Below are 13,323 nucleotides of genomic sequence, written 5' to 3' on the forward strand. Positions count from 1 at the left end.
TCAGTGACCCATTCCCAGTCCGCCGTCAACGGGGATGACGGCTCCAGTGATGTACGAGGCGTCGTCCGAGGCGAGGAACCGCACCGCCGCGGCGACCTCCTTCGGCTGCGCGTACCGGGCGAGCGGAACCTGCGACACGATGGCCGCGCGCTGCTCGTCGGTGAGCACCTTGGTCATGTCGGTGTCGACGAAACCGGGCGCGACGACGTTGAAGGTGATGTTGCGCGAGCCCAGCTCACGGGCGAGGGAGCGCGCGAAGCCGACCAGGGCGGCCTTGGAGGCGGCGTAGTTCGCCTGGCCGGGCCCGCCGTAGAGGCCCACGACCGACGAGATGAGGACGACGCGGCCCTTCCTGGCGCGCAGCATGCCGCGGTTGGCCCGCTTGACGACCCGGAAGGTGCCGGTGAGGTTGGTGTCGATGACCGAGGTGAAGTCCTCCTCGGACATGCGCATCAGGAGCTGGTCCTTGGTGATGCCGGCGTTGGCGACCAGGACCTCGACGGGACCGTGCGCCTCCTCGATCTCCTTGTAGGCCTGCTCCACCTGCTCGGGGTCGGTGATGTCGCACTTGACGGCGAGGAAGCCCGCCGGCGGCTCCCCCGAGCGGTACGTGATCGCGACCTTGTCGCCGGCATCGGCGAACGCGCGGGCGATGGCGAGGCCGATGCCCCGGTTACCTCCGGTGACGAGAACCGAGCGGCTCAACGGATCACCCTTTCCCTAGGGGTCTGACACAACCGCCAGGACGCTGGGCGACAGGCGGCTTCCTTCGAAACCTATCGGTCCGATCCGGCCTGCGGACATTCGGGCACCGACAGTGGCGCACCGGACTCGCTGTGGGGTCCCTACAGAAAGTCGCGGACCGGGACGGAAAGGTGTGGTCCGGGGGTCGGCTCCCGCGACATGATCGGAGCCATCACAGGCGACGACCACAGGGAGAGACGTAGGTGCCTCATACCATCGATGAAAGTTTCACGGCACTACCCCTGCGCGCCCTGGCCGACGCCGCGCTCGCACGCGCGCGTGCGCTGGGCGCGGAGCACGCGGACTTCCGTTTCGAGCGGGTGCGCAGTGCGTCCTGGCGGCTGCGGGACGCCAAACAGTCCGGGTCGTCGGACACCACCGACCTCGGGTACGCGGTGCGCGTCGTGCACGGCGGGACCTGGGGGTTCGCCTCCGGTGTGGACCTGACCATGGACGCGGCCGCGAAGGTCGCCTCGCAGGCGGTCGCGATGGCGAAGCTGTCCGCGCAGGTGATCAAGGCCGCCGGGGCGGACGAGCGCGTGGAGCTGGCCCACGAGCCGGTGCACGCGGAGAGGACGTGGATCTCCTCGTACGAGATCGACCCGTTCACCGTGCCCGACGAGGAGAAGTCCGCGCTGCTCGCGGACTGGAGCACGCGGCTGCTGGCCGCCGACGGCGTCAACCACGTCGACGCCTCGCTGCTCACCGTGCACGAGAACAAGTTCTACGCCGACACCGCGGGCACGGTGACCACGCAGCAGCGGGTACGGCTGCACCCGCAGCTGACGGCGGTGTCGGTCGACGAGTCCAGCGGCGAGTTCGACTCGATGCGCACGATCGCGCCGCCGGTCGGGCGGGGCTGGGAGTACCTCACGGGCACCGGCTGGGACTGGGACGAGGAGCTGGCGCGCATCCCCGAGCTGCTCGCCGAGAAGATGCGGGCGCCCAGTGTCGAGCCGGGGCTGTACGACCTGGTCGTGGACCCGTCCAACCTGTGGCTGACCATCCACGAGTCCATCGGGCACGCCACCGAGCTGGACCGGGCCCTCGGCTACGAGGCCGCCTACGCCGGCACCTCCTTCGCCACCTTCGACCAGCTCGGCAAGCTCAGGTACGGCTCGGAGCTGATGAACGTCACCGGCGACCGCACCGCCGAGCACGGGCTGGCGACCGTCGGCTACGACGACGAGGGCGTCGAGGCGCAGTCCTGGGACCTGGTGAAGGACGGCACGCTCGTCGGCTACCAGCTGGACCGGCGGATCGCGCGGCTCACCGGGTTCGAGCGGTCCAACGGGTGCGCGTTCGCCGACTCCCCCGGCCATGTGCCGGTGCAGCGCATGGCCAACGTGTCGCTGCTGCCGGATCCGGCGGGGCTGTCCACGGAGGACCTCATCGGGGGCGTCGACCGGGGCATCTACGTCGTCGGGGACCGGTCCTGGTCGATCGACATGCAGCGTTACAACTTCCAGTTCACCGGCCAGCGTTTCTTCCGGATCGAGAACGGGCGGATCACCGGGCAGCTGCGGGACGTGGCCTACCAGGCGACGACCACCGACTTCTGGGGCTCCATGGCCGCCGTGGGCGGCCCGCAGACGTACGTGCTCGGGGGTGCCTTCAACTGCGGCAAGGCCCAGCCGGGGCAGGTCGCGGCGGTGTCGCACGGCTGCCCGTCGGCCCTGTTCAAGGGCGTCAACATTCTGAACACCACGCAGGAGGCCGGCCGATGAGCGCCCGTGTGTCCAACGGCACCACTTCGCCGACGAACAAGCCGCACGAGATCGTGGAGCGGGCGCTGGAGCTGTCGCGGGCCGACGGCTGTGTCGTGATCGCCGACGAGCGGTCGACGGCCAACCTGCGCTGGGCGGGCAACGCGCTCACCACCAACGGCGTCACCCGCTCACGCACGCTCACCGTGATCGCGACGGTCGACGGCAAGGAGGGCACCGCCTCCGGGGTCGTCTCGCGGGCGGCGGTGACCGCGGACGAGCTGGAGCCGCTGGTGCGGGCCGCCGAGGCCGCCGCGCGCGGGGCCGGGCCCGCGGAGGACGCGCAGCCGCTGGTGACGGGGGTGGCGCAGTCCCCCGAGTTCACCGAGGCGCCCGGCGAGACCTCGTCGGCCGTCTTCGCGAACTTCGCGCCGGCGCTGGGCGAGGCGTTCGCACGCGCGCGTGCGGGCGGTCGCGAGCTGTACGGCTTCGCCAACCACGAGCTGGTGTCGACGTACGTGGGCACGTCGACCGGGCTGCGGCTGCGGCACGACCAGCCGAACGGGACGCTGGAGCTCAACGCCAAGTCGCCGGACCGTACGCGCTCGGCGTGGGCGGGCCGGTCGACCCGGGACTTCAAGGACGTCGACCCGGCGGCGCTCGACGCCGAGCTCGCCGTACGCCTGGGATGGGCGGAGCGGCGGATAGAGCTGCCCGCCGGGCGGTACGAGACGCTGCTGCCGCCGACCGCCGTCGCGGACCTGATGATCTACCAGCTCTGGTCGGCGTCGGGCCGGGACGCGGCCGAGGGGCGGACGGTGTTCTCCAAGCCGGGCGGCGGCACCCGTCTCGGCGAGAAGCTGACCGCGCTGCCGCTGACCCTGCGCAGCGACCCGCACGAGCCGGGACTGGAGTCGGCGCCGTTCGTCGTCGCGCACTCCTCCGGCGGTGACCAGTCGGTGTTCGACAACGGGCTGCCGATCCGGGCCACCGAGTGGATCGGCGGGGGCGAGCTGAAGCACCTCGCCACCAGCCGGCACAGCGCGGCCCTGACCGGCCTGCCGGTGGCGCCCGCGGGCGACAACCTGATCCTGGACGGCGGCGCCGACCGCTCCCTGGAGGAGATGGTCGCGAGCACCACGCGCGGGCTGCTGCTGACCTGCCTGTGGTACATCCGGGAGGTCGATCCGGCGACGCTGCTGCTGACCGGCCTGACCCGGGACGGCGTGTACCTCGTCGAGGACGGCGAGGTGGTCGGCGAGGTCAACAACTTCCGGTTCAACGAGTCCCCGCTGGACGTGCTCGGCCGGGCCACGGAGGCCGGGCGCACGGAGAAGACGCTGCCCAGGGAGTGGAGCGACTGGTTCACCAGGGCCGCGATGCCCGCGCTGAGGGTGCCGGACTTCAATATGAGCTCTGTCAGCCAGGGCGTATAACCTCGTACCTGATTACGACCCACTCGAGGAGACACGAGAACCGTGACGGACATCGTCGACGAGCTGAAGTGGCGGGGGCTGTTCGCCCTGTCCACTGACGAGGACGCTTTGCGCAAGGCGCTCGCGGACGGTCCCGTCACCTTCTATTGCGGCTTCGACCCGACCGCCCCGTCCCTGCACGTCGGGCACCTCGTGCAGGTGCTCACCGTGCGCCGGCTGCAGCAGGCCGGTCACCGGCCGCTGGCGCTGGTCGGCGGGGCGACCGGCCTGATCGGCGACCCCCGCCCGACGGCGGAGCGCACCCTGAACGACCCGGAGACGGTCGCCGGCTGGGTCGGCAAGCTGCGCGCCCAGATCGAGCCCTTCCTCTCCTTCGAGGGGGAGAACGCGGCCGTCATGGTGAACAACCTCGACTGGACGGCCGGCCTGTCCGCGATCGAGTTCCTGCGCGACATCGGCAAGCACTTCCGTGTCAACAAGATGCTGACGAAGGACTCCGTGGCCCGCCGCCTGGAGTCCGACCAGGGCATCAGCTACACCGAGTTCAGCTACCAGATCCTGCAGGGCATGGACTTCCTCCAGCTCTACCGGCGCTACGGATGCACGCTCCAGCAGGGCGGCAGCGACCAGTGGGGCAACCTCACGGCCGGCCTGGACCTGATCCACAAGCTGGAGCCGCACGCGAACGTGCACGCGATGGCCACGCCGCTGATGACCAAGGCGGACGGCACCAAGTTCGGCAAGACCGAGGGCGGCGCCGTCTGGCTCGACCCGGAGATGACGACGCCGTACGCGTTCTACCAGTTCTGGCTGAACGTGGACGACCGGGACATCTCCACCTACATGCGGATCCTGTCCTTCAAGTCCCGCGAGGAACTGGAGGAGCTGGAGCGGCAGACCGAGGAGCGACCGCAGGCCCGGGCCGCTCAGCGGGCGCTGGCGGAGGAGCTGACGACGCTGGTGCACGGCGCCGACCAGACGGCCGCCGTGATCGCCGCGTCCAAGGCGCTCTTCGGTCAGGGCGAGCTGGCGGACCTCGACGACCGGACGCTGGCGGCGGCCCTGTCGGAGGTGCCGCACATCCGGGTCGCCGAGCTCGGACCGGTCGTGGACCTGTTCGCCGAGGTCGGCCTGGTGGCCAGCAAGTCCGCCGCGCGGCGCACGGTGAAGGAGGGCGGCGCCTACGTGAACAACGTCAAGGTCGCCGCGGAGGACGCCGTGCCGGCGAAGGAGGACCTGCTGCACGGGCGCTGGCTGGTGCTGCGGCGGGGCAAGAAGAACCTGGCCGCGGTGGAGGTCACCGGCGCCTGAGCGTCGCCCGGTGCTCCGCGGGGTGCGGGTTCTCCCGTGCTGCCGGTCGTCGTGGCCGGCAGCACCCCCGGCGGAGCCGTGGAGACGGTACGGTCCCACGCCCCCGTCACGGTGCCCTTCGGGGCGGCCGTGACGGGGGCGCCGCGCGTCAGACCCGGTGCTTCCTCTTCCCCAGCGTCTGCATGTACAGCATGTCGCCGAAGGCCACGATGATGATGGCGGCGATCAGCTGGAAGATGTGACGGCTCCAGTCGATGCCGGGTGTCTCGTCGATACCGAACCCCCGGGCGACCGCGTTGCCGACGATGGCGCCGAGGATGCCGAAGATCGTGACCAGCCACAGCGGGCTGTGCTGCTTGCCCGGGATGACCGCCTTGGCGATCATGCCCAGCACGAATCCCACGATGATCGCCCACAACCAGCCCATGGCTGCCTCCTCGTACGGCTCGACGTGAGCATTGATCCCAGTTTCGGTCCGTGCGCCGTACGGCGCATGTCGGGTGTGGGCGTACGCGGTACGACGCAGGTCGGCCGCCTCGGTGGGAGGCGCCCCGGTCTCCGGGTCGGCGGAGCCGCGGCGTACCGTGGTTGCCGGGGAGTGTTCGACGCGGGCGGATGGTGGAATGCGATGCGGAAGCAGGGTGGCGGCGGCAACGTCCAGGTGTTCCGGATCACCGGGGCCCGTCAGGGGCTCCAGGAGGACGTGCGGGGCCGGCAGCGGCGCTATGTGATCTCGATGTCGATCCGCACGCTCTCGGTGATCCTCGCGGCGGTGCTGTGGAACGTGGAACGGCATGTGGCCGTGGTGGCGCTGGTCCTCGGGGCGGTGCTGCCCTACATCTCGGTGGTGATCGCCAACGCCGGGCGGGAGAACGCGCCGGGTCTGCCCTCGACGTTCGTGGCCACGCCGACGCGGCCGATGCTCACGCCGCCGCGTGCGGAGGACGGCGCGGGGGCGCCGGGCACCGAAGAGGAGCGCTTCGCGGAATCGGCCCGTGAGGACGCGCAGGCCGATCCGACCGAGCGGCGGCCGTGAACCGGCCCTGCGCCGGCTGTGGGCCAAGCTCAGGAAAAGCTCAGATCAATCATGTTGTTCCGGTGCCGTCGGGCCCGTGACCCATGACATACTTCGTACGCGCTCCGCATCCCCCGTCGGAGCGACGGACCGACGCCGGGCAGCTCCCCCCGTGGCTGCTCGGCGTCGCCTTTTGCGGCCGATCGGCCGGCCACGATGGCGCGGACCTCGCGCGGGTTAGGGTCGACGCGTGAACATCCTCGACGTCCCCGGCTCCGACCCCGCCTCCCCGATCTGCTCCGCCAAGGGCTGCCGTACCGACGCGGTCTGGGTCCTCGCCTGGAACAACCCGAAACTGCACACGCCGGAGCGGCGCAAGACGTGGCTAGCGTGCGAGGAGCATCGCGAGCATCTGTCGCAGTTCCTCGGCATCCGGGGGTTCCTGAAGGACGTCGTCCCGCTCGAGGAGTGGCAGGCGCGGGAGGTGTGACGACCCCGCGCCCCGCGGGTGCCGTCCTAGCCGCCGATGGCGGACATCGGCCGGTCCGGCTGGACGAAGGACGGGTCGTCCAGGCCGGCGCCCGCCTTCTTGCCCCACATCGCCAGGCGCCAGATGCGGGCGATCTCCTCGTCGGGGGCGCCGGAGCGCAGGGCCGCCCGGAGGTCGGTCTCCTCGCGGGCGAAGAGGCAGGTGCGGATCTGGCCGTCGGCGGTGAGGCGGGTGCGGTCGCAGGCCGCGCAGAACGGGCGCGTGACGGAGGCGATGACGCCGACGCGGTGGGGGCCGCCGTCGACGATCCAGCGCTCGGCGGGGGCGGAGCCGCGTGCCTGGGAGCCCTCGGGGGTGAGGTCGAAGCGGGTGCGCAGGGCGGCCAGGATGTCCCCGGCCGTGACCATGCCGTCGCGCTTCCAGCCGTGCTGGGCGTCGAGGGGCATCTGCTCGATGAAGCGCAGTTCGTAGTCGTGCTCGACGGCCCAGGCCAGCAGGTCGGGGGCCTCGTCGTCGTTCAGGCCCGGCATGAGGACGCTGTTGACCTTCACCGGGGTCAGGCCGGCCTCGCGGGCGGCCTGGAGGCCTTCGAGGACGTCCTTGTGGCGGTCGCGGCGGGTGAGGGCCTTGAAGACGTCCGGGCGCAGGGTGTCCAGGGAGACGTTGACCCGGTCCAGGCCCGCGGCCTTCAGGGCGGTCGCCGTGCGCCGGAGGCCGATGCCGTTGGTCGTCAGTGACATCTGGGGGCGCGGGGTGAGGGCGGCGACCCGCTCGACGATGCCGACGAGGCCGGGGCGCAGCAGGGGCTCGCCGCCGGTGAAACGGACCTCCTCGATGCCGAGGGAGGTGACGGCGATGTCGATCAGGCGGACGATCTCGTCGTCCGTGAGGAGGTCGGGCTTGGACAGCCACTGCAGGCCCTCCTCGGGCATGCAGTACGTACAGCGCAGGTTGCAGCGGTCGGTCAGCGAGACCCTCAGGTCGGTGGCCACTCGGCCGTAGGTGTCGATGAGCACGCGGGCCCCCTCCCTCGTCGCGGAGCGCATGTGTTCCGTCATCTGCGAGCCTACGTGACGGCGCCGACATCGCCACAGACCCGATCCCACGAGGCAAGACGCGGCCGCGTCGTAGGGACCTACAGGTGACCTACGACGCGGCCGCTCCGGAGCGTCCCGGTGGGCGTCCCTCAGTGGGCGCCGGTGCCGGTCAGGGACCGGACCTCCAGCTCCGCGTACTTGCCGCTGTCCGGCCCCTCCTTGGACAGGACGGTGCCGAGCCAGCCCATGAGGAAGCCGAACGGGATGGAGATGATGCCGGGGTTCTTCAGCGGGAACCAGGCGAAGTCGACGTCGGGGAACATCGCCTTGGGGTCGCCGGAGACCACGGGCGAGAACAGCACCAGGCCGACGGCGACGATCAGGCCGCCGTAGATCGACCACAGGGCGCCCTGGGTGGTGAACCGCTTCCAGAACAGGCTGTAGAGGATGGTCGGCAGGTTCGCGGACGCGGCGACCGCGAAGGCCAGGGCGACCAGGCCGGCCACGTTGAGGTCCCGGGCGAGGGCGCCCAGGCCGATGGAGACGACGCCGATGAAGACGGTCGCCCAGCGGGCCGCCCTCATCTCCTCCTTCTCCGTGGCCTTCCCCTTGCGGATGACGTTGGCGTAGATGTCGTGCGCGAAGGACGACGACGAGGCGAGGGTGAGGCCGGCGACCACCGCGAGGATCGTCGCGAACGCCACCGCGGAGATCGTGGCGAGCAGGATCGCTCCCCAGGCCGAGTCGACGCCGCCCAGGTGGAGGGCGAGCAGCGGGGCCGCCGTGTTGCCGGACGGGTTGGACGCGATGATTTCGTCCTGGGAGATCAGGGCCGCGGCGCCGAAGCCCAGCGCGATGGTCATCAGGTAGAAGCCGCCGATGATGCCGATGGCCCAGTTCACGGACTTCCGGGCGGCCTTGGCGTTGGGGACGGTGTAGAAGCGGATCAGGATGTGCGGCAGGCCGGCCGTGCCGAGTACCAGGGCGATGCCCAGGGAGATGAAGTCCAGCTTGGTGGTGCCGGTCGCGCCGTACTGGAGGCCGGGCTCCAGGAAGGCGGCGCCCTTGCCGCTGTTCTCGGCGGCCGTGCCGAGCAGGTCGGAGATGTTGAAGTCGAACTTCAGCAGCACCAGGAAGGTGATCAGGATGGTGCCGCCGATGAGCAGCACGGCCTTGACCATCTGGACCCAGGTGGTGCCCTTCATACCGCCGATGGAGACGTACACGATCATCAGGACGCCGACGAGGGCGACGATGAGGACCTTGCCGGCGTCGGAGGTGATGCCGAGCAGCAGGGAGACCAGGACGCCGGCGCCCGCCATCTGGGCGAGCAGGTAGAAGATCGACACGACGATCGTGGAGGTGCCGGCCGCCGTACGGACCGGGCGCTGGCGCATGCGGTAGGCCAGCACGTCGCCCATGGTGTAGCGGCCGGAGTTCCTGAGGGGCTCGGCCACCAGGAGGAGAGCGACCAGCCAGGCGACGAGGAACCCGATGGAGTACAGGAAGCCGTCGTAGCCGAAGAGGGCGATCGCGCCCGCGATGCCGAGGAACGACGCGGCCGACATGTAGTCGCCGGAGACGGCGAGGCCGTTCTGGAAGGCGCTGAACTGGCGGCCGCCCGCGTAGAAGTCCGCGGCGTCCTTGGTCTGGCGGCCCGCCCAGATGGTGATGCCGAGGGTCGCGACGACGAACAGCGCGAACAGGGTGATGATCAGCGGGCGGTGCTCGCTGGCCTCGTTCGCGGCGAGGAAGGTTTGCTGTACGGGGCTCATGCGCCGCCCTCCATCCGGGACTTGATGGCCTCGGCCTTGGGGTCGAGCTTCGCGGCGGCGTGCCGCGAGTACCACCAGGCGATGAGGAACGTGGTGACGAACTGGGCGACGCCGAGGACGAACGCGACGTTGATGTTGCCGAACAGCTTGGCGCCCATGAAGTCGCCCGCGTAGTTGGACAGCAGGACGTACAGCAGGTACCAGGCGATGAAGGCCACGGTCAGCGGGAAGGCGAAGCTGCGGTAGGAACGGCGCAGTTCACCGAACTCCGCGCTCTCCTGCACCGCGACGAACTCCTCGGTGGACGGGAGTTGGGCTTGGGTATTCGAGGGTGGCGGTGTCTCGGTGGCCACGGAGTCTCCTCGCGTTGCGGATGACGGCTGGGTGCGGGGGCTCGATCGTCCTCGGGCTCCCTGCCCAAGGTCACGGCGGCGCGCAAGGGCCGGTTCAACTCGATCGGGTTCTTTCGAAAGTCGTCGATCGGTGTCTTTTCGTCAGCCGCCGACCGGGTTGTTTCGGAAGTCGTCGCCTTAGGTCATTGCTGGCCGGCGAGTCAGGAAGATAGCTTCGGGCGAGCACCACCCGTCATGTACCTGTCCAGGCGCCACCTGCGCCCGGACGGTCTCGTTTCCGGATGATGTGGAGACCCCATGGCTCATCTGCCTTCCAGACGCCGCCTCGCCCTCGCGGTGCCCGTCGTGCTCTCGCTGACCGCCTCCCTCGGCTTCCTGCCGGCGGCGGCCTCGGCGGCCCCGGTGGCGACCTCCGCCGCCCAGGCGGCCGACGCCGGGACCCTGGCTTACGTCGTCAACACGAAGGTGGACCACCGCACGGTCGAGTCGGTGAAGAAGGCGATCGCGGCGGCCGGCGGCACGGTCACCGCGGCGTACGAGAAGATCGGCGTGCTCGTCGTGCACTCGGCGAACCCCGACTTCGGGCCGACGATACGCGCGGTGCGCGGCGTGCAGTCGGCGGGTGCGACCCGTACCGCGCCGCTGAGCCTCGCGGGCACCACCGACGAGGGCGCGGCGCAGCTCCTGTCGAAGGCGGAGGCGGCGAGGACCGCGAGCGCTTCCGCCGCGGCGGGCGAGAGCGAGCCGCTCGAGGCCGACCAGTGGGACCTGCGCGCGATCGGCGCCGACAAGGCCGCGCAGATCAACCCGGGCAGCGAGAAGGTGACGGTCGCCGTCATCGACACCGGCGTCGACGACACCCACCCGGACCTCGCCCCGAACTTCTCCGCGTCCCAGTCGGCCAACTGCGTCGGCGGCGTCGCGGACACCTCCGAGGGAGCCTGGCGCCCGTACACCGAGCAGGACTACCACGGCACGCACGTCGCCGGTGAGATCGCGGCGGCCCGCAACGGCATCGGCGTCGCCGGTGTCGCGCCCGGGGTGAAGGTCTCCAGCATCAAGGTGAGCGACCCCAAGGACGGCCTCTTCTACCCGGAGAACGTCGTCTGTGCCTTCGTCTTCGCCGCCGACCACGGCGTCGAGATCACGAACAACAGCTACTACGTCGACCCGTGGCTGTACAACTGCATGGACGACCCCGACCAGAAGGCCATCGTCGACGCGGTCAACAGGGCGCAGCTGTACGCCCAGAAGAAGGGCACGCTGAACGTCGCCTCGGCGGGCAACTCCAACCACGACCTCGACGCCGACGAGATCGTCGACACCAGCAGCCCGGACGACTCGACCCCGGTGACGCGGACCGTCGACCCGCACGAGTGCCTCGACGTGCCGACCCAGCTGCCGGGCGTCGTCACGGTGAGCGCGACGGGCGTCAACGGCGCCAAGTCGTACTACTCCAGCTACGGTCTGGGCGTCGCCGACGTCGCGGCGCCGGGCGGCGACCGGTACCAGATCCCGGACACCCCGTCGGCCAACGGCCGCATCCTGTCGACGATGCCGAACAACGGGTACGGCTTCCTGCAGGGCACCTCGATGGCCTCCCCGCACGTCGCGGGCGTGGCGGCGCTGCTGAAGTCGAAGCACCCGTACGCCTCCCCGGCGATGCTGCAGGCGCTCCTCAAGGCGCAGGCGGACAACCCGGGTTGCCCGACCGAGCCGTACGACGGCAACGGTGACGGCGTGGTGGACGCCACGTGCGCCGGCGGCAAGCGGATCAACGGGTTCTACGGCTTCGGCGTCGTGAACGCGTTGCGTGCGGTGAAGTAGCCGGTGTGTGCCTCGAGGGCCGGGCGGGCTTCCGTCCGGCCCTCGTTGGTCGCCACCACTCGTGCACAGTGTCGTCATGACTGACATCGAGTTCGCCTGGTCGGCGCTGGGCGGCGATCCCGCCCTCCTCGCGCGCGTGTCGACGGTCGTCCGGGAGGGCGCCCTCCCGGCACGGCTCCCCGTACGGGAGCTGGCGCGGGCCTGTGTCGGCGTGTGCGCGCTGGCGGGGGCCGAGCTGGGGGCGCGGCGGGCCGGGCTCGCGGAGGCGCCCCGGGTGCGGGTGGACGACGGGGCGGTGGCCACCGCGTTCGTCAGTGAGCGCCATCTGCGCGTCGACGGGAGGGCGCCGGTCGGCTTCGCACCGCTGTCGAGGTTCTGGCGGACGGCCGACGGGTGGGTGCGCACGCACGCCAACTACCCGCACCACCGCGCCCGGTTGCTCCGTGCGCTGGACCTTGGCCCGTCGGAGGACCCGGCCGCCGTCGAGTCGGCACTCGCCGGACGCGCCGCCCTCGAGGTCGAGGAGACGGTGTACGCCGCCGGAGGCCTCGCCGTGGCGCTGCGCACGCCGAAGGAGTGGGCCGCGCACGAGCAGGCGGCGGAGATCGCCCGGCGACCCCTCGTCGAGAGCGCCCGTGTGGACACCGCACGCGCGCGTGCGCTGCCGCCGCTGGACGGCGTCTCTCCCCTGCTGCCCGCCGCCGGGCTGCGCGTGCTGGACCTGACCCGGGTCATCGCCGGTCCGGTCGCCACCCGCACCCTCGCCCTGCTGGGCGCGGACGTCCTGCGCGTCGACGCCCCGCACCTGCGCGAACTCCCCGATCAGCAGGCCGACACGGGCTTCGGGAAGCGGTCGGCGGCCCTGGACCTCGGCGTCGACCGGCGGACGTTCGAGGAGTTGCTCGGCGCGGCGGACGTCGTCGTCACCGGCTACCGCCCGGGCGCCCTGGACCGGTTCGGCCTCTCGCCGGAGGCGCTGGCCGCGCGCCGGTCCGGGCTGGTCGTGGCGCAGCTGTCGGCGTGGGGCGCGTACGGGCCGTGGGGCGGGCGGCGCGGCTTCGACAGCCTCGTACAGGTGGCGACCGGTGTCGCGGCGACCGAGGGGACCGCCGGACAGCCCGGCGCACTGCCGGCCCAGGCGCTCGACCACGGCACCGGCTACCTCCTCGCGGCCGCGGTCCTGCGCGCGCTCACCGAGCGCTCCGCCGAGGGACACGGCCGGGTGCTGCGGGTGGCGCTCGCGCGGACGGCGGCCTGGCTGACCGAGGGGACGCGGCCGGAGCAGGCGAGCCCGCGGCGGCCGCGGCCGGGGAGGGCTCGGCCGGGCGAGGAGGAGGTGGGCGCCGCCTACGACAGCCAGGTCGCGCAGGCGTGGCTCAGCGAGAGGGACAGCCGTATCGGACGGCTGCGGTACGCCCTGCCGCCGGTGTCCTTCGCCGGCGGACCCGGCGACTGGGCACGGCCGCCTGGACCGTGGGGGGCCGATCCGGCCCACTGGGAGAACTGAGCCACCGGCTGCGGCGCGCGGGCAGGCCGGGGCGTCGGGGGCGGGACACGCGGCCCGCATCTCCTCGACCGGCGCGGGGGTCGCCGCGGGGCGCACCGGCTGCCGGCCCGGCCCGGCCCGCG

At 71.5% G+C, this 13,323-nt stretch carries 12 protein-coding genes; 7 read left to right on the forward strand and 5 right to left on the reverse strand.

What is annotated here, in order from left to right; all coding sequences use genetic code 11:
- The gene (gene fabG / locus ACIHAR_RS37935; protein ID WP_400023796.1) at nt 1-705 is read right to left on the reverse strand and encodes a 3-oxoacyl-[acyl-carrier-protein] reductase; all 705 of its coding nucleotides are present in this window, start codon (nt 703-705) and stop codon (nt 1-3) included.
- A gap of 242 nt (nt 706-947) precedes the next feature.
- On the opposite strand from fabG, the gene ACIHAR_RS37940 reads away from it, so the two are divergent.
- From ACIHAR_RS37940 to tyrS, 3 genes are read left to right on the forward strand one after another with little or no spacing between them, the layout of a single operon-like run.
- A complete protein-coding gene (locus tag ACIHAR_RS37940) occupies nt 948-2,471 on the forward strand; it encodes a TldD/PmbA family protein (RefSeq protein ID WP_365468155.1) in 1,524 nt (507 codons plus the stop codon).
- Entirely contained in the window at nt 2,468-3,886 is a 1,419-nt protein-coding gene (locus ACIHAR_RS37945) for a metallopeptidase TldD-related protein (RefSeq protein WP_400023797.1), read from the forward strand. Before ACIHAR_RS37940 ends, ACIHAR_RS37945 begins: the two co-directional genes overlap by 4 nt.
- 42 nt (nt 3,887-3,928) lie before the next feature.
- Nucleotides 3,929-5,197, forward strand: coding sequence for a tyrosine--tRNA ligase (tyrS, locus tag ACIHAR_RS37950; protein WP_388761034.1), 1,269 nt, complete (start codon nt 3,929-3,931; stop codon nt 5,195-5,197).
- Nucleotides 5,198-5,345: 148 nt separating this feature from the next.
- Here the strand turns inward: tyrS and ACIHAR_RS37955 are convergent, their stop codons facing one another.
- Nucleotides 5,346-5,624 carry a GlsB/YeaQ/YmgE family stress response membrane protein gene (locus tag ACIHAR_RS37955; protein ID WP_365468164.1) on the reverse strand — a complete coding sequence of 93 codons (279 nt, stop codon included), beginning with the start codon at nt 5,622-5,624 and terminating at the stop codon, nt 5,346-5,348.
- Nucleotides 5,625-5,825: 201 nt separating this feature from the next.
- Here ACIHAR_RS37955 and ACIHAR_RS37960 point away from each other — a divergent pair, with 201 nt between their 5' ends.
- Complete coding sequence (locus ACIHAR_RS37960) at nt 5,826-6,233, forward strand: DUF3099 domain-containing protein (RefSeq protein ID WP_365468167.1); 408 nt, start codon at nt 5,826-5,828, stop codon at nt 6,231-6,233.
- A gap of 229 nt (nt 6,234-6,462) precedes the next feature.
- On the forward strand, nt 6,463-6,702 hold the full coding sequence (locus ACIHAR_RS37965; RefSeq protein ID WP_365468170.1) for a hypothetical protein: 240 nt from the start codon (nt 6,463-6,465) through the stop codon (nt 6,700-6,702).
- A 26-nt stretch (nt 6,703-6,728) separates the two neighbouring features.
- Here the strand turns inward: ACIHAR_RS37965 and moaA are convergent, their stop codons facing one another.
- From moaA to ACIHAR_RS37980, 3 genes are all read right to left on the reverse strand, one after another.
- Complete coding sequence (moaA, locus tag ACIHAR_RS37970; RefSeq protein ID WP_400023814.1) at nt 6,729-7,718, reverse strand: GTP 3',8-cyclase MoaA; 990 nt, start codon at nt 7,716-7,718, stop codon at nt 6,729-6,731.
- A gap of 170 nt (nt 7,719-7,888) precedes the next feature.
- Entirely contained in the window at nt 7,889-9,514 is a 1,626-nt protein-coding gene (locus ACIHAR_RS37975) for a cation acetate symporter (protein WP_388761029.1), read from the reverse strand.
- Complete coding sequence (locus tag ACIHAR_RS37980) at nt 9,511-9,867, reverse strand: DUF485 domain-containing protein (protein WP_365468176.1); 357 nt, start codon at nt 9,865-9,867, stop codon at nt 9,511-9,513. Before ACIHAR_RS37980 ends, ACIHAR_RS37975 begins: the two co-directional genes overlap by 4 nt.
- Before the next feature lie 297 nt (nt 9,868-10,164).
- Between ACIHAR_RS37980 and ACIHAR_RS37985 the strand changes: the two genes are divergently transcribed.
- Complete coding sequence (locus tag ACIHAR_RS37985) at nt 10,165-11,694, forward strand: S8 family serine peptidase (RefSeq protein ID WP_365468179.1); 1,530 nt, start codon at nt 10,165-10,167, stop codon at nt 11,692-11,694.
- A 76-nt stretch (nt 11,695-11,770) separates the two neighbouring features.
- Nucleotides 11,771-13,201: a CoA transferase gene (locus ACIHAR_RS37990; protein WP_400023802.1), complete on the forward strand. Its 1,431-nt coding sequence runs from the start codon at nt 11,771-11,773 to the stop codon at nt 13,199-13,201.
- The last annotated feature ends 122 nt before the right edge of the window (nt 13,202-13,323 follow it).

This window comes from Streptomyces sp. NPDC052016 (assembly GCF_044548445.1).
Taxonomy (GTDB): Bacteria; Actinomycetota; Actinomycetes; order Streptomycetales; family Streptomycetaceae; genus Streptomyces.